Here is a 23819-nt window from a genome sequence, read left to right on the forward strand (position 1 = left end):
CGGACGTCCAGCCGCGTCACGGCACGGCTGGACGTCCGCCGGGCCGGCTCAGCCCTGCTCGCGGTGCGCCCGCAACACCTCGGCGTAGGCGTGGGCGCTGTCCTTGAGGGTGCGCTGCTGCGTGGCGTAGTCGACGTGCACGAGCCCGAAGCGCTGCGCGTACCCCCGCGCCCACTCGTAGTTGTCCAGCAGCGACCACGCGAAGTACCCGCGGACGTCGGCACCGCCCTCGATCGCCTCGGTGACGGCCTCGAGGTGGCGCAGCAGGTAGTCGGTCCGCTCGGGGTCGTGCACCGCCCCGTCGTCGGACACCTCGTCCGGCCACGCCGAGCCGTTCTCGGTGATCACGAGCGGCAGGCCCGGCGCCTGGCTCGCGATCCTCAGCAGCAGCCGGGTGAAGGCGCCGGGGCTGATCCCCCAGCCCATCGTGGTGGTGGGCCCCTCCGGTTCGAGCTCGACGACGTCCTCGGCGCCGATGAACGACGTCGGCCGGCCGGCGGGCCGCTCCCCCACCGCCACCGTCGACTCGAAGTAGTAGTTGACGCCGAGCCAGTCCAGCGGCGCCGCGATCACCGCCAGGTCGCCGTCCTCGACCGGCAGCGGCGCCCCGGCCGCCGCGAGGTCGGCCACGACGTCGGCCGGGTACTCCCCGGTCGCGATCGGCACCAGGAACATCCGGTTCTGCTGGCCGTCCAGCCGCCGGGCGGCGTCGACGTCCTCGGGCCGGTCGGTGGCCGGCGTCATCGGCGTGAAGTTCAGCGTGACCCCCAGGCTGTCCGCGCCCCGCGACCGCAGGGCCTGGGTGGCCAGACCGTGGCCGAGCAGCAGGTGGTGGGTCGCCCGCGCGGCCGCGACCGGGTCCTGCTGCCCCGGCGCGTGCTGCCCGGACATGTGCCCCAGCAGCGCGCTGCACATCGGCTCGTTGAGCGTCGACCAGTGCCGCACCCGGTCCCCGAGCGCCCCGTGCACGACCTCGGCGTAGTCGGCGAAGCGCGCCGCCGTGTCGCGGGCGGCCCATCCCCCGGCGTCCTGCAGGGCCTGCGGCAGGTCCCAGTGGTAGAGCGTCAGCCACGGTTCGATCCCCTGGCCCAGGAGCTCGTCGACCAGCCGCCGGTAGAAGTCCAGCCCGCGCTGCTCCACCCGGCCGGCGCCCTCGGGCAGGACCCGCGACCAGGCGACCGAGAAGCGGTACGCCGAGAGGCCGAGGTCGGCCATCAGCCGCACGTCCTGCGGGTAGCGCGTGTAGTGCTCGACGGCGACGTCGCCGGTGTGCCCCAGGTAGGTGGCGCCCGGGGTGTGGCTGAAGGTGTCCCAGATCGAGGGGCCGCGGCCGTCGACGTCGACCGCACCCTCGATCTGGTAGGCGGCGGTGGCCGCGCCGAAGGTGAAGCCGGGCGGGAAGGCCAACCCGGGAGCGAGTTCCGGACGGACGTCGGTCGAGGTCATGGGCGCGTTTCTCCTTGTGGCGTGGGTGAGGTCCGTGGCCCCTGCAGAGACCCGCCGCGAGCGTGCGAGCGGCGGGGGCAGGGGGTCCTTCTTCAGTCGACGCGGGCCTGCGAGGCGGGGTCGAAGACGTGCAGGCCGCCGGCGGCGCCCCGGAGCCACACCGTGGCGCCCACGGGCGGGGCGCTGCGCGGCTCGACCCGCACGACGACGTCGGAGGAGTGCAGCTGCTCCCCCGTGTCGCCCACCGGCAGCCGCGTGTAGAGGAAGGCATCGGAGCCGAGCTGCTCGACGACGTCGACGACGACCGGGAAGCCCTCGCCGGGCGCGGCCGCCTCCAGGCACTCGGGCCGGAACCCGACGGTGACGCTGCCCGTGCCGGCCGAGGCCCGGGCCAGTCGGTCGCGCGGGACGGGGAGGACCGCCGACCCCAGCCGGACGCCGCCGTCGACCGCCGGACCGGTCACGAGGTTCATCGCCGGTGAGCCGATGAACCCGGCGACGAAGGCGTTGGCCGGCCGGTCGTAGAGCGCCCCCGGGGTGTCGCACTGCTGCAGCAGACCGTCCTTGAGCACGGCCACGCGGTCGCCCATCGTCATGGCCTCGACCTGGTCGTGGGTGACGTAGACGGTGGTGGTCCCGAGCCGCCGCTGCAGCTGGGCGATCTGGGTGCGGGTCTGCACCCGCAGCTTGGCGTCGAGGTTGGACAGCGGCTCGTCCATGAGGAACACCTGCGGGCTCCGCACGATCGCCCGGCCCATCGCGACCCGTTGCCGCTGGCCGCCGGACAGCGCCCTGGGCCGCCGCTGCAGGTAGTCGCTCAGGTCCAGGATCGCCGCTGCCTCGGCCACCCGCCGGGCGATCTCGGCCTTGCCGATGCCGGCGAGCCGGAGCGCGAAGCCCATGTTCTGCTCGACGGTCATGTGCGGGTAGAGGGCGTAGCTCTGGAAGACCATCGCGATGTCGCGGTCCTTGGGCGGGGAGTCGGTGACGTCGCGGTCGCCGATGCGGATGGCGCCGGTGTCGACCTCCTCGAGACCGGCCAGCATCCGCAGCGACGTGGACTTGCCGCAGCCCGAGGGTCCGACGAGGACGAGGAACTCGCCGTCGTCGATCCGGAGGTCGAGCCCGTCGACCGCCGGCCGTTCGGTCCTCGGGTAGATGCGGGTGGCCTGCTCGAACGTCACGGTCGCCATGGGACGGGCCTCTTTCGGGAGGAAGGGGTGGGCTGGGGAGCGCACGGACGCGCTGCGGGACGGCGCCTCGCGGGGCGCCGCTGGAGGCCGGCCGTCATCCCTTGACCGCGCCCTGCATGATCCCGCCGACGATCTGCTTGCCGAGGATCGTGAAGACGACGAGCACGGGCAGGGTGCCGAGCAGGGTGCCGGCCATGATCACCGACTGCTGCGGCACGTAACCGGAGCCGAGGCCGGCCAGCGCCACCTGCACCGTCGGGTTGGCGGTGGTCAGGGCGATGAGCGGCCAGAAGAACTCGTTCCAGGCGGTCAGGAACGTCAGCATCGCCAGGACGGCCATCGCCGGCCGGGCGACCGGGACGACGATGGACCAGAAGATCCGGAACGTGGAGGCGCCGTCCACGCGCCCGGCCTCGAGCAGCTCGTTCGGCAGGGCGCTGATCAGGTACTGCCGCATGAAGAAGACGCCGAAGGCGCTGACCAGCGTCGGCAGGATGACCGCCTGCAGCTGGTTCACCCACTGCAGGTCGGCGATCATCATGAACAGCGGGATCACCGACAGCTGGGTCGGCACCATCATCGTGCCGATGACCAGCGCGAGGAGCACTCCCCGGCCGCGGAACTGCAGCTTGGCGAAGGCGAAACCGGCCAGCGTGCAGAACAGCACGGTGCCGACGGTGATCGCCCCGGAGACCAGCACCGAGTTGAGGATCGCCTTGCCGATGGGCGCCTGCTCCAGCGCCGCGGCGAAGTTGTCGAAGAGGCTGGCGCTGGGCAGGAACGGCGGCGGCGTGGCGGCGAGCTCGGCGTTGGTGTGCGATCCGGCCACCACCGTCCAGTACAGCGGGAAGATCGACACCAGCGCGGTGAGGGTGAGCAGCGTGTAGGTCACCGGCCCGGCCTTGCCGGACCTGGTGCCCCTCCCCCTGCGGGGGCGGCCGCCGCGCGCGGTGACGGGCCGGACGTCGGTGGTGCGGGTGCCGGGCAGCGTGATGGTCATGTCCGGCCCCTACCGGTCGGCCCGGGCGCGGAGGCGGCCGATGACGGCGTTCAGCCCCACGACGAGCAGGATGATCATGAACATCGCCCAGGCCGTGGTGGCCGCCTGACCGATGTGGAAGTTGCTCCAGCCCTGCTGGTACATCAGCAGGCCGAGCGTCTGGTACTGCCCCGAGGAGCCACCTGACGTCGTGCCGTTGCCGGCGAACAGCAGCGGCTCGCCGAACAGCTGCACCGCCCCGATCGTCGAGACGACGATCGTGAACAGGATCGTGGGCCGCAGCGACGGGACCGTGACGTGGAGGAACTGCTTCCACCGGCTGGCCCCGTCGATCTCGGCGGCCTCGTAGAGCTCACCGGGGATGGACTGCATGGCCGCCAGGTAGATCAGCGCGTTGTAGCCCGTCCAGCGCCAGGTGACGATCACCGCGATGGCGAACTGGCTGCTCCAGGTGCCGCTCTCCCAGTCGATCCGCTCCAGCCCCACCGCCTCCAGCGCGGTGTTGATCAGCCCGTAGTCCCGGCCGAAGAGCTGGGCGAACACCAGCGTCGCGGCGGCGATGCTCGTGGCGTAGGGCATGAGCATCACGGTCCGGAAGAAGGTCCGGCCGCGGAGCTTGTAGTTCAGCAGGTGCGCCAGGCCCACGGCCATGCACAGCTGCGGCACCGTGGCGAGGATGCCGATCGTGAGGGTGTTCCGGGCGGCGTTCCAGAAGAACTCGCTCTGCAACAGGTTGCGGTAGTTCTCCAGGCCCACCCAGGTGCCGCCGTCGATGTTCGACAGGCTGGTGCGGTGCAGGGACACCCAGGCGGTGTAGAGGAACGGATAGAGGCTGAAGGCCCCGAAGACGAGGAAGAACGGCGCGACGTAGGCGTAGCCCCACCGGTTCTGGCTGAGCCGCCGGCGGCGGCGGGCCGGGGGGCGCTGGGCGGGAGGGGTGGCGGGAGCGGGGGCTGCGACGAGCGCCTGGGTGGGGCTCTGGCTCGCGATGGTCATGCGGGGCCTCGGGCTCTTCGGGTACGGGCGGACCGGGGGTCCCCGGGGTCGGCCGGGGGCGGCGGGGTGCAGGTGCCCGGGAGCGGGATCTCTCCCGGGCACCGCGTCCGGTGGGCGTGCGCCGAGCCGGAGCTCAGCCGCCGATGGCCTGCTGCGAGGCCTTGAGCGCGTCCTGGAAGGCCTCGTCGGGATCGGTCCTGCTCGACGCGACGTCGGTCAGCGCCGTGGTGAACGCCTCCTGGATCTGGGTGTCGTACGGGCCGATCGGCGTCCGCTTGATGGCCGCCGCCGACTCGCCGAAGATCTCGCCGGTCGGCGCACCGCTGAAGTAGTCGTCGACGTGCCCGACGACGGCCGGGTCCTCGGCCGCCTGCGGGCTGGACGGGAAGTGCCCGGTGCGGGTGAAGAGCTTGACCTGCTGCTCGGGGGCGGTCAGCCACTCGACGAGGTCCTTGGCGGCCTCGACGTTCGGGCCGTCGGCCGGGACCCCGAGCCAGGCCCCGCCCCAGTTCGCGGCGGACTCGCTGGAGCCGGGCAGCGGCGCGACGTCCCACAGGCCGGCGCCCTCGTCACCCATCTGCGACTTGATGTAGCCGAGCATCCAGGCCGGGCAGGCGAGCGTGGCGAACGCGTTGTTCGGGAAGGCCGCGACCCACTCGTCCCCGAACTGCGACAGGTTGGCGGTCAGGCCCTCCTCGGCCGCCTGGCTGGCGTAGCTCCAGGCCGACTCGACGCCGTCGCTCTCCTCCGGGATCGGGTTGCCGTCCTCGTCGTTGTAGGCCGTCCCGCCCTGGTACACCGAGGCGGAGAAGATGCTCGCCGGGCTGTCGACGAAGGAGCTGTTCGCGGGCTTGGTCGGCGAGGCCTGGTACCGGCGGGCGACGTCGAGGTACTCGTCCCACGTCGACCACAGCTCGCCGAGCTCGGCGCGGTCGGTGGGCAGGCCGGCCTGCTCCAGCATGTCCCTGCGGAAGCACATGGCCTCCGGGCCGGCGTCGGTGCCCAGACCCACGACCTTGCCGTCCTGGCTGCTCGCCTGACCCCACTTCCAGTCGTAGAAGTTGGCCTCGAGCTCGTCGGCGTTCTCCTCGGCCCCGAAGTCGACGAAGGCGTCGGCGTGGTTGGCCACGACGTCGGCGATGAAGCCGATCTCCAGCCCCTGGATGTCGTCGAGGCCGGAGCCCGCGGCCAGGCGGGTCTGCAGCGACTTGTAGTAGGGGGCGGACTGGGCGACGGTGTTCTGCTTGATGGTGACGTTCGGGTGGAGCTCCATGTACTCCTCGTAGAGCCCCGCGTTGTCGAAGTCGAACGTGCCGAACAGGCCGAGCGTGAGCGTGACCGGTGCGTCCGGGTCGTACGGCTCATCGCTGGCGTCGGCACCGCCGCCGCACGCGGCGGTCATCAGGACGACGGCCAGCGTCGCCGCCGACACCGCCCTGCCCTTCCCGGACACAGACATCGCAGACCTCCTGGGGTCGTCGGCCGCACCCGGGGGCTGGGTGCCGGCGTCACCGTGAGAACGCTCTCACGACGTTGCCCGGAAGAGTGGCCCGAGTCACAAACCACTGTCAAGGGGGTCGTGGAAACGTTTTCATGGCGCTAGCGTGGGGACAACGGAGGACGCGTCGGCGCCCTCCCCGCCGTCGGCGTCCGACGAGAGGAGGTGGCGGTGACCACCACCGGAGCGCGCACGTCCACGCCGACCCTGGGCGAGGTGGCCGACCTCGCCGGCGTCTCCCGGGCGACGGTCTCCCGGGTCATCAACGACTCACCCCGGGTCAGCCCCGAGGCCCGCGTCGCCGTGCAGGCCGCTGTCGAGGCGCTGCGCTACGTGCCCAACCGGATGGCCCGCAGCCTGGTCACCCGCCGCACGGACACCATCGCCCTGGTGCTCTCCGAGGCCGACACCCAGGTCTTCTCCGACCCGTTCTTCGCCAGCATCGTCCGTGGGTTGTCCGCCCGGCTGGCCGACACCGACCTGAACCTGGTGCTGCTGGCGGCCCGGGGTGAGCGGGAGCAGGAGAAGATCGGCCGCTACGTGCGGCAGGGCCACGTCGACGGCGTGATCCTCATGTCGCTGCACAACGACGACCTGCTGCCCGACATCCTCACCGGGGGCCACGTCCCGGTGGTCCTCTCCGGGCGCCCGCTGGACGGCCGGCCGGTCGCCTACGTCGACGCCGACAACGCCGGCGGGGCCGCCGCGGCCACCCGGCACCTGCTGTCCCTGGGCCGCCGCCGCATCGCCACGATCTCCGGGCCGACGGACATGGTGGCCGGGCTGGACCGGCTCGCCGGGTACCGCGCCGCGCTCGCCGAGGCCGGGCGGACCCCGGCGCCGGAACTGGTCGCCGAGGGGGACTTCACCGAGGCCGGTGGCGTGCGCGCCATGACCCGGCTGCTGGCCGACGCACCCGACCTGGACGCCGTCTTCGTCGCCTCCGACCCGATGGCCGTCGGGGCGCTCCAGGCGTTGCGGGCGGCCGGCCGCCGGGTGCCCGAGGACGTCGCCGTGGTCGGGTTCGACGACGCGGCGGTGGCCGCCGTGTGCGATCCGCCGCTGACGACGGTGGCGCAGCCCCTCGACGAGATGACCGGCCTGATGGTGGAGCTGCTGCTCGACCAGATCGAGAGCGGTGAACGCACGGCCGAGACGCGGGTCTGCGCGACCTCGCTGGTCCGGCGCGCCTCGGCCTGAGCGGTCAGCCCGACAGGGCCTGCAGTGCCATCTGCGCGTAGAGGGCGACGCCGGCCGGCAGCGGCTCCTCGTCGAAGACGACCAGGTTGGAGTGGTTGGCCGGCGCCGTCGCGGGGTCCAGCCCCGGGGGGCACGCACCCAGGAACGCCATGACGCCGGGCACCGCCTGCAGCACGTAGGAGAAGTCCTCCGCGCCCATGAGCGGGGCGGGCATCAGCACGCTGGCCTGCCGGCCCAGCAGCGCGGCGGCGGTCTCGAGCACCTGCGCCGCCGCCCCCGGGTCGTTGCGCGTGACCGGGTAGCCCTCGAAGTGCTCCCAGTGCAGCTCCATCTCGTGGGCCGCCGCGACGTGGGTGGACACCCGCTGCACCGACGCGACGACGTCGGCCCGGCGCTCGGCCGAGAGCGTCCGGATGGTGCCCTCGAGCACCGCGGTGTCGGGGATGACGTTGTTCGTCGAGCCGGCCTCGATGTGCGCGACGGTGACCACGGCGGGGTCGAAGACGTCGACCCGGCGGGTCACCATCGCCTGCAGCGCCAGCACGATCTCGGCCGCGACGGGGATCGGGTCGGCGGCGGCGTGCGGCTCGGAGGCGTGCCCGCCCCGGCCGCGCAGCGTCATCCGCCACTGGTCGGCCGCGGCCATCATCGGCCCGGGGCGCAGGTTGATCGTCCCGCTGGTCATGGTCGAGGAGATGTGCAGCGCGAACGCACCGCTCACCGGCGCCTCGGGCACGACCTCGAGCAGCCCCTCGTCGAGCATGTAGCGGGCGCCGTGGAAGCCCTCCTCCCCCGGCTGGACCATGAACACGACCTGGCCGGCCAGCTCCTCGCGCCGCCGGGCCAGCAGCCGCGCGGCCCCGACCAGCATCGCCACGTGGGTGTCGTGCCCGCAGGCGTGCATCGCGCCGGGCACCTCGGAGGCGAACGGCAGGCCGCTGTCCTCGTGCACCGGCAGCGCGTCCATGTCACCGCGCAGCAGGTAGGTGGGGCCGGGCCGCGCGCCGTGCAGCACGCCCACCACCGAACTGGTCGAGGACCCGGTGGTCACCTCGATCGGCAGCTCCGCGAACGCCTCCAGGACCGCTGCCTGCGTGCGCGGCAGGTGCAGACCGATCTCCGGGTGCCGGTGCAGCTGCCGGCGCAGCTCGATGGTGCGGTCGGCATCGGAGTAGGCGGCGTTGAGCAGGTCGGAGGGGCTGGTCGGCATGCCCTCCACTGTCACACGAGCGGGTGAACGCAGGTCAGTCCGCCCAGGCCGGCCGGCCGGCGTCCAGCTGCCACACGACCACCACGGACGGCTCGTCGACCCGCACCGGACCGGCCTCCTGCGTCAGCGTCCCCGCCGGACCGGCCACGAGCGCCAGGCCGGGCGGCGTCTCCAGCGCAGCCGCCGGCACCGCGCGGCCCAGCCAGAGGCGGGCGTCCGTGCGACCCAGGTCCAGCCACCCGTCGACGCCGCGGTGCACGACGTGGGACACGGGGGCGCCCGGGTCGGCGCTGCGCAGGTAGCACTGCAGCACCCGGGCACCGTCGTCGCCGGCGACCTCGTCGTGGGCCAGTCCCCGGCCGGCCCGCAGCACGGCGACGTCGCCGGCGGCCATCGCGGCACCGTCGCCCCAGCGGTGGGTCAGCCCGCCGGCCAGGACGACGGCGACGACGTCGACCGCCCGGTGCTCGTGCCGCCCGTAGCCGGCAGAGGGCGCCAGCCGGTCGTCGGCGACGCGCAGCAGCGGGCCGCGGGATCCGTCGTCGGGGGCGAGCACCACCCGCGGGTCGAGGCCGCTCATCGCGGCGGGAGGGCGGCACGGCCGCCGGGCAGGGCGTCGAGGAGCACGGCCACCAGCAGACACCACGCCAGGCCGAGCGACCAGCCGCCGAGCACGTCGGACAGGTAGTGCACGCCCAGCCAGATGCGGGTCAGCCCGACCACGAGCACCAGCACGGCGCCGACGGCGGACCACACCCGCCGGGCCGCCGGTGACAGCCGGGGCCAGGCGAGCACCAGGCACACCGTCACCAACGCGACGATGCCCGACGAGTGCCCGCTGGGATAGCTGAGCGACTCGTAGCGCAGACCGCCGTCGGCGAACGGCGGGCGGACCCGGCCGAAGAACTCCTTGAGCACGGTGGTCACCGGGCCGACCAGCCCGGCGGCCAGCACCACCCACGCCGCCGTCCGCCACCGCCGGCGGGCGGCCAGCCAGGCGACCACCGGGAGCAGCACCAGCAGCCGCACCCAGAAGAGCCCCAGGGCGGTGACGACCTCGAGCAGCCCGTCGAGCGCGGCGGCCCTCCCGTCCCCGGCGTACAGCGCCTCGCTGACCGCCGCGTCCAGCCGCAGCTGGGGCGCCAAGCCGGTGCGCACACCGGCGCCCAGCAGCGCCACCACGACAGCCGCCGCGACCGCGGTCACGGCCGGCCGCGCCGGGGACCCGGCACGCGCGCGGGTGACATCGGGGTGGCCGACCGGGGGAAAGCTCACCGGTCCACTGTCCCTCGGCACGGTCCGGCGTGACACGCTGGCCGGGTGAGCCGGGTGAGCAGCCGCCCACCGTCGGAGGCCACCCTCCGGCGGCTGGAGCGCGCGTCCGGGTCGTTGGCCACCCAGGCCGTCGCCCGGATGGACGAGGACCTGTCGTGGTTCCGCGCCATGCCCGCCGACCAGCGCTCGTGGGTGACCCTGGTGGCCCAGGCCGGCATCGCCTCGCTGGTCGAGTGGTGCCGCAGCCCCGGCCGCCCCCCGCGGCTGACCGGCGAGGTGTTCGGCGCCGCTCCGCGCGAGCTGGTGCGCGCGGTGGCCCTGAAGCAGACCGTCGACCTGGTCAAGGTCACCGTCGAGGTGATGGAGGAGCACGTCGCCTCGGTGGCCGAGCCCGGCGACGAGGACGCGCTGCGCCTGGCGGTGCTCCAGTACAGCCGCGAGGTCGCCTTCGCCACCGCGCACGTCTACGCCAGCTTCGCCGAGAACCGCGGCGCCTGGGACGCCCGGCTGGAGGCGCTGGCGGTCGATGCACTGGTGCGCGGCGAGCGGTCCGACGAGCTCTCCGGGCGGGCGGCGGCGCTCGGCTGGGCGGCGACCACCCCGGCGCTGGTCGTCGTGGGGGCCGCGCCGAAGGGCGTGGAGGACCCGCACGCCGCGGTGCGCCGGGCGGCGCGGGCGCTGCGCTGCGACGTGCTGGTGGGCGTGCACGCCGAGCAGCTCGTCGTCGTGCTGGGCAGCGTGCAGGACCTGGAGTTCGCCGCCGAGCGGATCAGCGACGAGTTCGGCGAGGGACCGGTGGTCACCGGTCCCGTCGTCGACGGCCTCGGCCGGGCCGCCGTGTCCGCCGCGACGGCGCTGGCCGGGCTGCGGGCCGCGCGGGCCTGGCCCGAGGCGCCCCGCCCGGTCCCCGCCGACGCCCTGCTCGCCGAGCGTGCGCTGGACGGCGACCCGCTGGCCCGCGCGGCCCTGCAGGAGCGGGTGGCCGCACCCCTGCGGGCGGCCGGTGGCGGGGTGCTGGAGACCGTGCGCGCGGTGCTCACCAGCGGCGGCAACCTGGAGGCCAGCGCCCGGGCCATCTTCGTGCACCCCAACACCGTGCGGTACCGCCTCAAGCGGGCGGCCGAGCTCACCGGGCTGTCGGCCACCGACCCCCGGGGCAGCTGGACGCTGCAGGTCGCCCTGGCCCTCGCCGCCCTGGACGACGACCGCTCCCTCTGGCACTGATCGGCTCGGGAGCCGTCCGGATCCCACCAGTTCCGGGCTACTTGGAGCCCCGGAACCCTGCATGTGTTGGAGGGTTCCTACAAAGATCACCGCGGGGCTTTCGTACCGGAGCCCACCGCGCGCGACGACGATCACTGGCACGGTGAGGAGGTGCTCGCCGTCCTCGCCCCGGGTCAGGGTGCTCAGAAGCCCGGGATGCTGACCGACTGGCTCGACCTCCCTGGCGCGGAGCCGTTCTTCCGCTGGGCCGGGGCGATCGCCGGTGCCGACCTGCTCTCGCTGGGCACGACCGGCGACGCCGAGGCGATCAAGGACACCGCGGTCACCCAGCCCCTCGTGGTGGCGATGAGCCTCTTCGTCGCCCGCGAGCTGGGCGGGCTGCCCGGCCCGGTGGCGCACTCCCCGCACGCCGGCCGCGACGTCGTCATCACCGGGCACAGCGTCGGCGAGCTCACCGCCGCCGCGCTGGCCGGGGTGCTCTCGGTCGAGGCGGCCATCGCCCTCACCGCCGTCCGCGGCCGCGCCATGGCCGCCGCCTGCGCGCAGACGCCGACCGGCATGTCCGCCGTCCTCGGTGGCGACCCGGCCGAGGTGCTCGCCGCGATCGAGCAGCACGGCCTGTCGCCGGCCAATCTGAACGGCGCCGGGCAGATCGTCGCCGCCGGTCCGGTCGACGGTCTGGAGGCGCTTCGGGCGCAGCCCCCGGCCAAGGCCCGGGTGATGCCGCTGTCGGTCGCCGGCGCCTTCCACACCTCCTACATGGCCTCCGCCCGCGAGGAGCTCGAGGGCCTGGTCGGCGGGCTGCGGCCGGCCGACCCGAGCCGGCTGCTGCTCTCCAACGCCGAAGGCGCTGCGGTGGACTCCGGGGCCCAGGCGCTGACCCGGCTGGTCAGCCAGGTGACCAGCCCGGTGCGCTTCGACTCCTGCCTGGCCACGATGCGCCAGCTCGGCGTCACCGCCGTGCTCGAGCTGCCCCCGGCCGGTGCCCTCGCCGGCCTGGCGAAGCGGGAGTGGAAGGGCGCCGGGATCGAGATCCTGGCGGTCAGCAGCCCCGCCGATCTCGACCGGGCCCGCGAGCTGATCGCCGCCGAGCGGGGCCGCACCGAGGCCGAGCACTTCCCCGACTGGCGCATGGTCGTCGCCCCCGCCCGCGGCACGGTCAGCCCCGCGGAGATCGCCGAGGGCACGCACCTGCCCGCCGGCACCCCCCTGGGCTGCATCCGCGGCCGCCGCGAGGAGGTCAACGTGTCCGCCGGTTACGACGGCGTGCTGGCCGAGTGGCTGGTGCACGACGGCGACCTCGTGGACGCCGGTGACCCGATCGCCCGTCTCTACCCGGAGGTGCCGGCATGACCGCCATCCAGCTGCCCGGAGGATCGCCGGGCGCCCGCATCCTCGGGTTCGGCAGCTACCGGCCCCGCAACCGGGTGACCAACGACGACCTGGCGCAGCGGATGGACACCAACGACGAGTGGATCCAGGCGCGGGTCGGGATCGCCGAGCGCCGGTGGGCCGAGCCCGACGAGACCCTCGTGGAGATGTCGGTCGCCGCGGGCGGGAAGGCGCTGGCCGCCAGCGGCCTCGACGCCGGCGACATCGACCTCGTGCTCCTGGCCACGACCAGCCCGCCGAAGGCCATCCCCGGTCTGGCACCACGGATCGCCCACCAGATCGGGGTGCCCCGCCCCGGCGCCTTCGACGTCAACGCCGGCTGCGCCGGCTGGTGCTACGCGCTCAGCGCGGCGTCCGACGCGATCCGCAGCGGCACGGCCCGCAACGTCCTCGTCATCGGTGGGGAGCGACTCACCGACTACACGAACCTGGACGACCGGGCCACCGCGGTGATCTTCGCCGACGGCGCGGGAGCGGCGGTCGTGGGACCGGCCGACGAGCCGGCCATCGGCCCGGCGGTGTGGGGCAGCGACGGCGACCTGCACGAGGCGATCGCCATCCCCGAGAACGAGACCGGCATGAGCATGGCCGGCCAGGCGGTGTACCGCTGGGCCACGACCAAGCTCACCGACACGCTCCAGGAGGCCATGCGCCGTGCCGGCGTCGGCCCCGACGACATCGACGTCTTCGCGCCGCACCAGGCCAACCTGCGGATCATCGAGCTCATGGCGAAGCGGCTGAAGCTGCCCGAGCGCACCGTGATCGCCCGCGACATCGTCCGTTCCGGCAACACGTCGTCGGCCTCCGTGCCGCTGGCGCTGTCCGCCCTGCTCGAGACCGGCGAGGCCAAGAGCGGCGACCTCGCCCTGCTGCTCGGCTACGGAGCGGGCCTGACCTTCGCGGGCCAGGTCGTCGTCCTCCCGTGAGAGCCACCACCTCCGGAGTCGACCACTCCGGGCACAGCCCCACCCCAGTTCGCCGGGACACCGTGTCCCGGACGTCGGCGGGCACCGCCCGCCCCATCCGAGAGAGAGGACCCGCCGCGTGAGCAGCACCCAGGAGATCCAGTCCGGTCTGGCCGAGATCCTGGAGGAGGTCGCCGGGGTCACCCCGGCCGACGCCACCCCGGAGAAGTCCTTCACCGACGACCTCGACGTCGACTCGCTGTCGATGGTGGAGATCGCCACGGCCGTCGAGGACAAGTTCGGCGTCGCCATCCCGGACGACCAGCTCGCCAACATCAAGACCGTCGGCGACGCGATCAGCTTCATCGAGAAGAACCAGTAGAAACACCCCCTGCCCCCCACGCCTCGCACGCGCAGGCGGAGGGGCCCTGCAGGGGGCTCGGGTCCCGCCGGCCGACCGCCGGCGGGACCCGGCCGCCCACCGATCCGGCCGTGACCCGGCCGTCGTCCCGTACGAGGAGTACCCATGAGCGCGTCCACCTCCGACGTCGTCGTCACCGGCCTCGGTGCCACCACGCCGCTCGGCGGTGACGTGACCAGCACCTGGGAGGCCCTCCTCGCGGGCCGCTCGGGCGTCAGCCGGATCACCGACGAGTGGGTGCAGGAGTTCCCCGCCCAGCTCGTCGCCCGCCTGTCCACCGATCCGGCCGACGCCATCGACCGGGTGCGTGCCCGCCGGCTGGACCGCAGCCAGCAGGTCGCGGTGATCGCCGCCGAGCAGGCCTGGGCGGAGTCCGGCGCCGCGGATGCCGGGGTGGCCCCCGAGCGCATCGCCGTCGTCTTCGGCACCGGCATTGGCGGGGCGCTCACGCTCCTCGGGCAGGACGACGTGCTGGAGGCCAAGGGCCCCAAGCGCGTCTCGCCCTTCACCATCCCGATGCTCATGCCCAACGGCCCCGCGGCCGCGGTCGGCCTGGCGATCGGCGCCAAGGGCGGCGTGCACGCCCCGGTGAGCGCCTGCGCCTCCGGCGCCGAGGCGATCCGCTGGGGTCTGGACCTGCTGCGCTTCGACCGCGCCGACGTCGTCCTGGTCGGCGGCGCGGAGGCCTGCGTGCACCCGCTGCCCATGGCCGGCTTCGCCGCGATGCGGGCCATGTCCACCCGCAACGACGAGCCCGAGCGCGCCTCCCGCCCGTTCGACAAGGGCCGCGACGGCTTCGTGCTCGGCGAGGGCGCTGCGGCGCTGGTGCTGGAGCGCGCCGACTCGGCCGCCGCCCGCGGCGCACGGGTGCACGCGCGGCTCGCCGGAGCAGGCGCCACCGCCGACGGCTACGACCTGGTCGCCCCGCACCCCGAGGGTGAGGGGGCCGGCCGGGCGATCACCGCCGCCCTGCGCGACGCCGACCTCTCCCCCGCCGACGTCGGGCACGTCAACGCCCACGCCACCTCCACCCCGGTCGGCGACACGGCCGAGGCCGCGGCGATCCGCTCCTCCCTCGGCGAGCACGTGCTGGTGAGCGCCACCAAGAGCCAGACCGGCCACCTGCTGGGTGCCGCCGGCGCCCTGGAGTCGGTCTTCGCGATCCTCGCCCTGCGCGAGCAGATCGTCCCCGCGACGGCGAACCTCGACGACCCCGACGACAACGCCAACGTGCAGGCGCTGGACATCGTCCGGTCCGAACCCCGCCGCGCCACCTTGCGCGCGGCCGTCAACGACTCCTTCGGCTTCGGCGGCCACAACATCGCGCTCGTGTTCACCACCGCCTGAGCGCCGCCCGACGCCCCGTCCCGCCAGCCACAGAGGAGACGCCGTGACGACCGCCCCGGCCGCACCGACCCTGACCGCCCCGGACCCGCGGGACCCCGAGGACCGCATGCAGCGATTCCTCGACCCGGGCTCCCTGCAGCTCCTGGCCGGGCGGGACACCTCCGGTGTGCTGGCCGCCCGGGGCACGGTGTCCGGCAGCCCGGTGGTGGTGTTCTGCACCGACGCCACCGTCATGGGTGGCGCGATGGGGATCGACGGCTGCCGGCACATCGTCGACGCGATCGACACGGCCCTGCGCGAGCGGGTGCCGGTGGTCGGCATCTGGCACTCCGGGGGCGCCCGGCTGGCCGAGGGCGTCACCGCCCTGCACGCGGTCGGCGAGGTGTTCGCCGCCATGGTGCGGTCCTCGGGCCGGATCCCGCAGATCTCGGTGGTGCTCGGGCCCGCCGCCGGCGGCGCGGCCTACGGTCCGGCCCTCACCGACCTGGTGATCATGGGCCCGGCCGGCCGGGTGTTCGTCACCGGACCCGAGGTGGTCCGCTCGGTCACCGGCGAGAACGTGGACATGGAGAGCCTGGGTGGCCCGGACACCCACGGCCGGCGCAGCGGCGTCGTGCACGTGGTCACCGACTCCGAGGCCGCCGCGCTGGAGACCGCGCGGCACGCCGTCGACCTGCTCGCCGCGCAGGGCACCTTCGCCCCGGCCGCCGACGAGCCCGCCGTCGACCTCGGGGCGCTGCTGCCCGAGCAGACCAACCGCGCCTACGACGTGAAGCCGCTGGTGTCCTCGGTGCTCGACGAGCCCGGCCTGGAGCTGCACCCCCGCTTCGCACCGAACGTCGTCACCACGCTCGGCCGGCTCGCCGGTCGCACGGTCGGCGTCATCGCCAACAACCCGCTGCGGCTGGGCGGCTGCCTGGACTCCGCGTCGGCGGAGAAGGCGGCCCGGTTCGTCCGGATGTGCGACGCGTTCGGCGTCCCGCTGGTCGTGCTGGTCGACGTGCCCGGCTACCTGCCCGGTGTCGGCCAGGAGTGGGACGGCGTCGTGCGTCGCGGCGCGAAGCTGCTGCACGCGTTCGCCGAGGCGGTGGTCCCCCGCGTGACGCTGGTGACCCGCAAGTCCTACGGCGGCGCCTACATCGCCATGAACGCCCGCTCGCTGGGGGCCACGAAGGTCTTCGCCTGGCCTGGCGCGGAGGTCGCCGTCATGGGCGCGAAGGCCGCCGTGGGCATCCTGCACCGCAAGAAGCTGGCCGCGGCCCCGCCCGGGGAGCGCGAGGCGCTGCACGCCCAGCTGGCCGAGGAGCACGAGCGGATCGCCGGCGGGGTGAACCGGGCGCTGCAGATCGGCGTCGTGGACGAGGTCGTGCAGCCCGCCGAGACGCGGCGGCGGCTGATCCAGGCGCTGGCCGAGGCGCCGCTCGGACGCGGAGCGCACGGCAACATCCCGCTCTGAAGAAGGACCCCCTGCCCCCCACCGCTCGCACGCTCGCGGCGGGCCCCCGCAGGGGGCCGCTCCAGTACGTCACCACGAGAAAGGTCGTCCGGACGCCGCTTCCCCGACGGCGCCCGAACGACCTGGTCCCAGGCTACGACGACTCCCCGCAGGTTCGCGGGGTGTCGTGCTCGGATCGTGATGAAGGTCAGACGACCTGGTGCAGCCAGGTGGCCGGGCTGCCGTCGCCGGCGTGCCGGTAGACCTCGAGGTCGGAGTCCCAGGCCGCGCCGAGCAACTCGTCGACGCCGTGCCGGAAGGCCTCGATCGACGACGTCGTCGCCGCGAGGTGCCGCAGCTGCTGCTCGCTGATCATGATGTCGCCGTTGGCGCTGGTGGGCGCACGGAAGACGCCCTTGCCTGGCACGTAGGACATGCGCTCGCCGTCGTTGCCGTGGCTGGCTTCCTCGGTGACCTCGAAGCGCAGCATCGGCCACGCGCGCAGCGCAGCGACGAGCTTGGCGCCGGTACCGGGCGAACCCGTCCAGGCCACTTCGGCACGGTAGGAACCGTGCGCCGCGGGCTGCTCAGCCCACGACAGGGAGACCGGCGCGCCGACCACGCGCTCAAGCGCCCACTCGACGTGCTGGCAGAGCGCCTTCGGGCACGCGTGCACGAAGACGACACCCTGGGTTGACCGTCGCTGCACGGGGCACCTCCATCGACTCGATCGGTCTCGTCTTCCCCTACGGACCCATCGATTCGGTGACGCGCTGTGTTCGGCAGTGACACCAGCCAGGTTGCTGCTCCAAGGATGCACGATGGTCCCCCCATCGCGCCAGCCCGAGTGCGACATCTGGGACGAAAGTGAAGGTTGATCACGCAACGAGCGTCTTGCCGCTGGTCAGGCCCCGATACCACGTCGCTCGGCCCGGCGTCCACCCCGCCGCCCACGTCGCACGCGACCGTCCTCGTGCCGCATTCGCGCTCAGCAGGGCCGACGGCGGCGATACCGCACTCCGGCATGACCCATCTCACTCTGCGTCACCGGTGGTGGCTGCGCGGAGGGCGCCCGGCCGCGCTGACCTGCACTGCCACGGTCGTCGTCGTCACCCAGCGTGCCGCTGGCGACACGAACCGTCGAGCAGTGGGTCAGGCGTCCAGCACCCGGACGCGGTCGCCGCCCCCGGTCTTCGCCTGGTACATCGCCACGTCGGCCCGGTGCAGCAGGTCCTCGACGTCCTCGCCGGGGTCGATCTCGGCCACGCCCACGCTCGCCGTCACGCCGTACCGGGCGCCGGTGGTGGCCACCGCCTGGCGCAGCCGCTCGGCCAGCAACTCGGCCGAGGAACCCGCGGTGACGTCGGCCAGCACGCCGAACTCGTCGCCGCCGAGCCGGGCCACGGTGTCGGTCTCCCGCACCGCGGCGCCCAGGGCGACCCCGACCGCGGTCAGCAGCGCGTCGCCGGCCGCGTGCCCGTCGGCGTCGTTGACGGCCTTGAAGCCGTCCAGGTCGACCAGCACGACGACGGACCGGTGCCCCCAGGCCGTGGCGTCCACGGCGCGGGACACCCGCTCGAGGAAGCGGCGCCGGTTCGGGATGCCGGTGAGCGGGTCGGTGGACGCCAGCATCTCCTGGGTCCGGATGAGCAGCACCTGCCGGTCGTAGGAAGCCCACGAGTTGGCCGAGGCCATCGCGCAGACGATCGTGAAGACGCCCATGACGGTGAGGAAGAAGGCCCCGGTGTCGGTGAAGCCCGGGAGCTCCACGAACAGCAGGTAGCCGCTGGTCATCACCGTCCCCATCGCGACCACACCCTGCGGGGAGTAGGCGACGGCGGTGAACGTGAGGGTCAGGAACAGCAGCGCGTCCAGCGGGCTGGCCGAACCGCCGTCCAGCCGGGTGGCGACGATGACCACCGCCGCGGTGCCGATGGACCAGGCATAGAAGAACGCCGGGCCGCGCCAGTCACGCATCATCGCCGCCAACGGCAGCAGGAACATCGCCGGCGCCGCCACGGCCACGGCCGCGGCCAGGCCGAGCAGCCACACGTTGTGGTGGCTGGGCCCGTCGGTCAGGAGGGCGTAACCGGCGACGGCGAACGCGGAGATCTCGGTGATGAGGACGCCGATGCGCACGTGACGCACCCAGTAGGAGGCCCGGTCGTCGTCGTCGGCGAGCGTCCGGAACAGCCCGGCCCGCACCGTGGCGAGCGCCTGCCGGACCCGCCCGACGGGCATCCCGTCGAACGGTGTCGCACCGCTCGCTCGGCGGTCTCCTGCGGGTAGCTGGCTCACGCCTTGTCGATCGTCCGCGCGGGGCCCCTCCTTGAGGCCCCACCTCCCCCATCGGGGGGAAGCCGTGTTCCTGACCCGGCGCGGATGTGCGGTGCGGTGTGCCGGAGGTCGCATGCCTGGTCAGGGGCTCGCCCGGGTAGGGGCGCGGGATGGGACGACACCAGGGCATGGCCGACGCAGGCCGCGACGAGGTCGCCGGGATGGTGCTCGGCGCCTGGGACGGTTTCATCCGGCAGGCGGAGGCCGTCGACCTCGACCGGGACTCCCGGCTCCCCGGCTGGCGCGCCCACGAGATCTGCGTCCACCTGGGTCAGTGGGAGGACCATCAGGCGCTGCGCGACCTGATCGCCTCGGCCCGGGCCGGCGGACCCGGCACCCCACCCGACCCCGACGCGGTCAACGCCCGGATCACGGCCGCCCACCGGGGCGCCTCGCGCGAGGAGGTGCTGGCGGCGCTGCGCCGCAACCGGGAGGCGACCGCCCGCTACCTGGCCGAGGAGCCTGCTGAGCTGGACACCGCCCCCGCGGTCTCCGTCGTCGGGCGGATCCCGCTGCTCAGCGTCGTCCTGGGGCAGGCCTACGAGCTCGCGGTCCACTGGCTCGACCTGGTGTCCTGCGGCGCGGAGCCGCCCCCGGCCGACGTGCTGCAGGCCGGGCTCGCGGCGCTGACCGACGTCACCGGCGCCCTGGCGGCCGACACCCGGATCACCGGGCGGGTCATGCTGACGACCCCCGACGGCGGCTGGGGGTTCAACTCCGACGGAACCGGTTGGCAGGTGCGCCGGGTCGCCCCCGGCGTCGTCGACGGGCCGGCGGTGGAGGGCGAGGCCGAGCTGCTGCTCGACGCCGCGTCCGGCCGGATCAACCCGGTGCCCGCCGTCGCCCGCCGGAAGCTGAAGGTGCACGACGTCGGCGGCCTGCTGCAGCTGGCGCCGATCGTGCAGAAGGTGCCCGGCATCCCCGGGGGGCCGATCCTCCAGCTGGCCGCCCGGACGATGGGCGGGGCCGGCAGCGTGCTGGGCCGGTTCTTCGGTCGCGGCTGAGCCGGCTCAGACCCGCCCTGGCTCCCCCGCCGTCGCACGGCGGGCCCTGCGCCGGTACCACCAGACGCCGGCCGCCAGGAGGGCGAGTCCGATGACCAGCGCCGGGACGACGGTGAGCGTGGTCAGGTGTTGCTCGACGACGAACCCGGTCGAGGCCCCGACGCCGACCTGCACCACCGTGCTCGGCACCAGCCCCACCGCGGTGGCGGCGAAGTACGGGCCGAGGCGGATGCCGCTGAGGCCGGCGCCGTAGCTCACGACCACGTGCGGCATCACCGGGATCATCCGGACCGCGAGGACCGAGATAAAGCCGCGCTCGGTGAACAGCTGGTCGACGCGGTGCAGCCGTGGCCCGGCCAGGCGCTCCACCGTGGGGCGGCCGAGCGCCCGGCTCAGCCCGAAGGCCACGAGCCCGGCCAGCAGCCCTCCGATGACCGACACGATCAGCCCGGCGGTGAACCCGAGCACCAGCCCGGACAGCACCGCCAGCACCGATCGAGGCACGGGGGCCAGCAGCACCAGCGCCAGCCCGCCGACGAGGAGCACCCAGGCGGTGGGGCCACCACCGTCCAGCCACGCACGCAGCTGTCCGGGGTCGGGCAGGTCGAGGACGAGGGCGGCGATGCCCCCGGCGACGATCAGTGCACCGAGCACTCCGGTCCGCAGCCAGATGCCCTGCCCCGTCCGCACGCCGTCCATCTTCCGCTACGGCGCGGTCGGGAGATCAGCCGCAGCTGCCGCCGAGGTTGATCCCGCGCCGGGCCAGCCACGGCACCGGGTTGCTCCGGTCGGCGTAGAGACCGCCCTGGTGCACCTCGAAGTGCAGGTGCGGGCCGGTGGACTGGCCGCGGTTGCCGACCTCGGCGATCCGCTCGCCGCCGGCCACGACCTGGCCCGGGGAGACGAAGAACGCGTTCACGTGGCCGTACACGGTGATGGCGCCGTCGGGGTGCTGGACGGCGACGGCGAGGCCGAACCCGCTGGCCGGACCGGCCTGCAGGACGACGCCGGGCTCCGGCGTGTGGACCGGGGTGCCGATCGGTGCGGCGATGTCCACGCCGAGGTGCATGGCGCCCCAGCGGCTGCCGTAGCAGGAGGTGACCCGGCCGATGGTCGGCGGAACGGCGCCACCGGTGGCGGTCAGCCGGCCGACGGCCTCCTCGGCGGCCTGGACCTGGGACCAGGCGGCCTCCGGGTCGGCGTTGCCCTGGAGGCTCAGCAGGCGGATCTCCGCGCCCCGCAGCTCCTCGTCGAGGGCGCTCTTCTCCGCGGAGAGGCGGTCGAAGTCGGCCTGGGCGGCGGACAGCTGGGCGGCGGCCGCGGCCTGCGCCTCCTGCGCCGTCCGGGCGGCCGCGTCGCGCTCGGCGACGGCGGCGCGGGCCTCGCTGTCCAGGCGGGCCTCGCGGACCTCGCTCTGCTCGAGCTCCTCGAGGACAGCGGAGCGCTCCTGGCCGAGCAGGTCCAGGGTCGCGGCCTGCTGCAGCAGCTCCCCCGGGCCCTGGGCGTCCAGCACCATCCGCATCTGGCTGGAGGCCTCGTCGCCGCCCATGTAGGCCTCGCGGCCGATGGCGGCGACGTCGTCCTCGGTGCGGTCCACGGCGGCGCGCACCTCGGCGAGCTGGGCCGCCGTCTGCTCTGCGCGCTCCTGGGCGCTGGCCAGCGCCGCCTCGGCGGCCAGTGCGACGCCGCTGGCCGCCTCGGCCTCCACGGTCATGCGCTGGAGGGTCTCCTCGGCCTCGCGGACCCGCTGCTCGATCTCGGCGACCTGGGCGGTCACGCGGTCGTGCTCCGACCGGGGGTCACCCGGAGCCGCCGTGGCGGTCGGCGCCGCGAGGAGGGACGCCGCGAGGATCGTGGTGGCGACCGCTGCCCGTCGGAGGCCGCGGGCAGGGATGTGCTGGTGGCGCAGGGTCGCCAAGGCGACTTTCTCCGTTCCTCGGTCCGCCTACCAGGTCAGCTGACGGGTTCGGGCCGGAACTTGCCCTACCAGCCTGCCCGTGGAGGCGCAGGCCGGATTCACCCCAGGAACATGGGTCCCCGGTCCCCGTGGCGGTGAGACCACGGAGTTCGGCGGGGCCCGCCCGAGCCCCCGGGTTCGGGGGCGGCATCGAGTGGGCCGCGAGAGACGGTACAAGCGAAACCTGTAGATGTCACAGGGTGGTAACGAACCATCTCGGTCCGCCCCACGGGAACCGGGCCGCGACGCAGGTGGCGCGGAGGCCTCTGGCAGGCTGCTGGGTCCGGGGCGGTAGCTCAGCCGGTCAGAGCATGGGACTCATAATCCCTGGGTCGTGGGTTCGAGCCCCACCCGCCCCACCGGCCGACCAGCGGCTGCCCGCGGGTCCGATGGCTAGGGTCGCGGGGTGCCCGGATCCGCCGTGGGAGACGCCGCACCGGCGAGCAGGAACCGGTCGCTCGCCGCGGTCTACCTGCGCTTCGCCGAGGTCGACGCCGCCGGGACCTCGCCGCTGCACGAGCGCGTCGCCCTCGCCCTGAGCGGGTCCGAGGCGGCGCTGGACGCCCTCGGGGCGCTACCGGCACGGCAGCGGCGCCCGCCAGTGGTCCTCGCCGCGCTGCACGACCTCGCCCTTGCCGGCCGCGCCCCCGCGCTGGCCGCGGCCTACGCCGCCCGCGACGGCGACGCCGCCGCACGCGCGGCGCTCGACACCGTCGTGCAGATGACCGATGCCCTCGCGGCGGTCGCCGGCCGGCGACCGCGCACCTTCGACACCGACCGCTGCGCGGTGCTGTACCCGGCGGTCGCCGAGGCCGCGCGACGGGTCGGCGCCACAGCCGTCGGGCTGATCGACGTCGACGGCACCGCCGGCCTCAACGCCCACCTCGACCACGTGGGCATCGCCTACAGCGACGGACGCACGCTGGGCGACACCTCGTCGCCCGTGCAGCTGTCGTCGTCGGTCGTGGGCGACCACCCCGTGCCGGACCTGGCGGTGCCCGAGGTCGCCGCGCGCATCGCCGTCGGCCGCGATCCGGCCGACGTCACCGACCCGGACGACGTCCGGTGGCTGCTCGCCTGCGTGCCGCCGGACCAGCCGGAATGGATCGCCGCGCTCCAGGCGCAGCTGGCCCTCGCGGCGGCGTCCCCTCCCCTGCTGCTGCGCGGGGACGTCGTCGATCTGCTGCCCGACGCCGTCGCCCGGGTGCCCGCGCACGCGCTGCCCGTCGTCACCACGACCTGGGCCCTGTCGCGCCTGCCGCTCGAGGCCCGCCTGCGCTTCCTGCACCGGCTGGAAGAAGCGGCGGCCGGGCGCGTGGTCGCGTGGGTGTCCCTGGAGGGCGTCGGCGTCGCACCGGCGATACCGACGTTCGGCGACCGGCCCGCCTCCGGGCACAGCATCATCGGGCTGGCGCTGGCCGATGCATCAGGTGTGCGAGCGGAGGCCGTCGGGCGCTGCTGGTCACGCGGCCGGCTGCTGGCGTGGCTCGCGGACGCCTGACGACCGGAGCCGGCCGGGCTACTCCGGGCGGGGACCGTACTGGCTCTCGATCGCCTCGCGCTGCGCGTCGTCGGACAGGCTGACGATCCGGGACAGACCGGGCGGGTCCTGCGGATCACCGATCTCGATGGTGATGGTGTTCACCGGCTCGATCGGGCTCGTCCACACCAGCCGCACGATCTCCTCGGCGACCACCTCGCGGTCCCCACCGGGCGCCAGCGTCACGTCCACGGCGACCGACCCGGGCACGGTGACGTCGTCGCGGTAGAGCACCTCGGCCTCGGCGACGTCGTCCCGGCCGGTCAGCTGCCGCTCGATGTCCTCGCGGGCCGGCGCGGTCGGGTCCTCCGGGGCGCTGCTGCTCGGTGACGCCGAACTCCCGCCCGCGAAGGCGCAGCCGGCCAGCAGCAGGACTCCGAGCGGGAGGACGAGCACGCGGACTGCCGGCCGCACGCGACCGCGGAGGGGAGGCACGGGG

At 74.3% G+C, this 23819-nt stretch carries 22 protein-coding genes, 1 tRNA gene and 1 riboswitch; of the genes, 10 read left to right on the forward strand and 13 right to left on the reverse strand.

Translation table 11 applies throughout. The features are described from left to right. Positions 1–48 precede the first annotated feature (48 nt). From GCU60_RS02570 to GCU60_RS02590, 5 genes are all read right to left on the reverse strand, one after another. Positions 49–1446, reverse strand: a complete 1398-nt coding sequence (locus GCU60_RS02570; protein ID WP_163202042.1) for a GH1 family beta-glucosidase — start codon at positions 1444–1446, stop codon at positions 49–51. Positions 1447–1538: 92 nt separating this feature from the next. After that, positions 1539–2639 carry an ABC transporter ATP-binding protein gene (locus GCU60_RS02575; RefSeq protein WP_163202043.1) on the reverse strand — a complete coding sequence of 367 codons (1101 nt, stop codon included), beginning with the start codon at positions 2637–2639 and terminating at the stop codon, positions 1539–1541. Positions 2640–2733: 94 nt separating this feature from the next. Then, positions 2734–3639 (reverse strand): carbohydrate ABC transporter permease, encoded by a 906-nt coding sequence (locus GCU60_RS02580; RefSeq protein WP_163202044.1) that lies wholly within the window; start codon positions 3637–3639, stop codon positions 2734–2736. A gap of 9 nt (positions 3640–3648) precedes the next feature. Beyond that, a complete protein-coding gene (locus GCU60_RS02585) occupies positions 3649–4635 on the reverse strand; it encodes a carbohydrate ABC transporter permease (protein WP_163202045.1) in 987 nt (328 codons plus the stop codon). Positions 4636–4768: 133 nt separating this feature from the next. Next, positions 4769–6094 (reverse strand): extracellular solute-binding protein, encoded by a 1326-nt coding sequence (locus GCU60_RS02590; protein WP_163202046.1) that lies wholly within the window; start codon positions 6092–6094, stop codon positions 4769–4771. A 210-nt stretch (positions 6095–6304) separates the two neighbouring features. Between GCU60_RS02590 and GCU60_RS02595 the strand changes: the two genes are divergently transcribed. Next, positions 6305–7333 carry a substrate-binding domain-containing protein gene (locus tag GCU60_RS02595; RefSeq protein ID WP_163202047.1) on the forward strand — a complete coding sequence of 343 codons (1029 nt, stop codon included), beginning with the start codon at positions 6305–6307 and terminating at the stop codon, positions 7331–7333. A 4-nt stretch (positions 7334–7337) separates the two neighbouring features. On the opposite strand, the gene GCU60_RS02600 is transcribed toward GCU60_RS02595, so the two are convergent. Genes GCU60_RS02600 through GCU60_RS02610 form a run of 3 tightly spaced genes read right to left on the reverse strand, consistent with a single transcriptional unit; the run spans position 7338 to position 9818 of the window. After that, positions 7338–8543 carry a M20 metallopeptidase family protein gene (locus GCU60_RS02600; RefSeq protein WP_163202048.1) on the reverse strand — a complete coding sequence of 402 codons (1206 nt, stop codon included), beginning with the start codon at positions 8541–8543 and terminating at the stop codon, positions 7338–7340. Positions 8544–8577: 34 nt separating this feature from the next. Then, positions 8578–9123 (reverse strand): pirin family protein, encoded by a 546-nt coding sequence (locus GCU60_RS02605; protein WP_163202049.1) that lies wholly within the window; start codon positions 9121–9123, stop codon positions 8578–8580. Continuing rightward, on the reverse strand, positions 9120–9818 hold the full coding sequence (locus GCU60_RS02610; protein ID WP_163202050.1) for a phosphatase PAP2 family protein: 699 nt from the start codon (positions 9816–9818) through the stop codon (positions 9120–9122). The genes GCU60_RS02605 and GCU60_RS02610 overlap by 4 nt, the downstream gene beginning before the upstream one ends. A gap of 45 nt (positions 9819–9863) precedes the next feature. On the opposite strand from GCU60_RS02610, the gene GCU60_RS02615 reads away from it, so the two are divergent. The 6 genes from GCU60_RS02615 to GCU60_RS02640 all read left to right on the forward strand — a co-directional run bounded on the left by GCU60_RS02615 (position 9864) and on the right by GCU60_RS02640 (position 16563). Continuing rightward, complete coding sequence (locus tag GCU60_RS02615; RefSeq protein WP_163202051.1) at positions 9864–11042, forward strand: helix-turn-helix domain-containing protein; 1179 nt, start codon at positions 9864–9866, stop codon at positions 11040–11042. Between the two features lie 150 nt (positions 11043–11192). After that, positions 11193–12395, forward strand: a complete 1203-nt coding sequence (locus tag GCU60_RS02620; protein WP_163202052.1) for an acyltransferase domain-containing protein — start codon at positions 11193–11195, stop codon at positions 12393–12395. After that, positions 12392–13360: a beta-ketoacyl-ACP synthase III gene (locus tag GCU60_RS02625; RefSeq protein ID WP_163202053.1), complete on the forward strand. Its 969-nt coding sequence runs from the start codon at positions 12392–12394 to the stop codon at positions 13358–13360. Before GCU60_RS02620 ends, GCU60_RS02625 begins: the two co-directional genes overlap by 4 nt. A gap of 118 nt (positions 13361–13478) precedes the next feature. Further along, positions 13479–13721 (forward strand): acyl carrier protein, encoded by a 243-nt coding sequence (locus GCU60_RS02630; RefSeq protein WP_163202054.1) that lies wholly within the window; start codon positions 13479–13481, stop codon positions 13719–13721. 144 nt (positions 13722–13865) lie between these two features. Then, positions 13866–15107, forward strand: a complete 1242-nt coding sequence (locus GCU60_RS02635) for a beta-ketoacyl-[acyl-carrier-protein] synthase family protein (protein ID WP_163202055.1) — start codon at positions 13866–13868, stop codon at positions 15105–15107. A gap of 43 nt (positions 15108–15150) precedes the next feature. Continuing rightward, positions 15151–16563 carry a carboxyl transferase domain-containing protein gene (locus GCU60_RS02640; protein ID WP_163202056.1) on the forward strand — a complete coding sequence of 471 codons (1413 nt, stop codon included), beginning with the start codon at positions 15151–15153 and terminating at the stop codon, positions 16561–16563. Between the two features lie 187 nt (positions 16564–16750). Here the strand turns inward: GCU60_RS02640 and GCU60_RS02645 are convergent, their stop codons facing one another. Continuing rightward, positions 16751–17251 carry a DUF3145 family protein gene (locus GCU60_RS02645; protein WP_163202057.1) on the reverse strand — a complete coding sequence of 167 codons (501 nt, stop codon included), beginning with the start codon at positions 17249–17251 and terminating at the stop codon, positions 16751–16753. A gap of 443 nt (positions 17252–17694) precedes the next feature. Beyond that, positions 17695–18783 carry a GGDEF domain-containing protein gene (locus GCU60_RS02650; protein WP_163202058.1) on the reverse strand — a complete coding sequence of 363 codons (1089 nt, stop codon included), beginning with the start codon at positions 18781–18783 and terminating at the stop codon, positions 17695–17697. 224 nt (positions 18784–19007) lie between these two features. On the opposite strand from GCU60_RS02650, the gene GCU60_RS02655 reads away from it, so the two are divergent. Then, on the forward strand, positions 19008–19883 hold the full coding sequence (locus GCU60_RS02655; protein ID WP_239520284.1) for a maleylpyruvate isomerase family mycothiol-dependent enzyme: 876 nt from the start codon (positions 19008–19010) through the stop codon (positions 19881–19883). A gap of 6 nt (positions 19884–19889) precedes the next feature. Here the strand turns inward: GCU60_RS02655 and GCU60_RS02660 are convergent, their stop codons facing one another. After that, positions 19890–20573, reverse strand: a complete 684-nt coding sequence (locus GCU60_RS02660) for a VTT domain-containing protein (protein WP_163202060.1) — start codon at positions 20571–20573, stop codon at positions 19890–19892. A gap of 34 nt (positions 20574–20607) precedes the next feature. Continuing rightward, positions 20608–21801, reverse strand: coding sequence for a peptidoglycan DD-metalloendopeptidase family protein (locus GCU60_RS02665; protein ID WP_239520286.1), 1194 nt, complete (start codon positions 21799–21801; stop codon positions 20608–20610). 7 nt (positions 21802–21808) lie between these two features. Then, positions 21809–21966: riboswitch (cyclic di-AMP (ydaO/yuaA leader) on the reverse strand. A gap of 159 nt (positions 21967–22125) precedes the next feature. Between GCU60_RS02665 and GCU60_RS02670 the strand changes: the two genes are divergently transcribed. Further along, positions 22126–22199, forward strand: a tRNA-Ile gene (locus GCU60_RS02670). Between the two features lie 47 nt (positions 22200–22246). Further along, positions 22247–23341 carry a DUF2332 family protein gene (locus tag GCU60_RS02675; RefSeq protein WP_163202061.1) on the forward strand — a complete coding sequence of 365 codons (1095 nt, stop codon included), beginning with the start codon at positions 22247–22249 and terminating at the stop codon, positions 23339–23341. 18 nt (positions 23342–23359) lie between these two features. Here the strand turns inward: GCU60_RS02675 and GCU60_RS02680 are convergent, their stop codons facing one another. Beyond that, the gene (locus tag GCU60_RS02680; RefSeq protein WP_163202062.1) at positions 23360–23776 is read right to left on the reverse strand and encodes a hypothetical protein; all 417 of its coding nucleotides are present in this window, start codon (positions 23774–23776) and stop codon (positions 23360–23362) included. Positions 23777–23819: the final 43 nt, after the last annotated feature.

This window comes from Blastococcus saxobsidens (assembly GCF_010682065.1).
Taxonomy (GTDB): domain Bacteria; phylum Actinomycetota; class Actinomycetes; order Mycobacteriales; family Geodermatophilaceae; genus Blastococcus; species Blastococcus saxobsidens_B.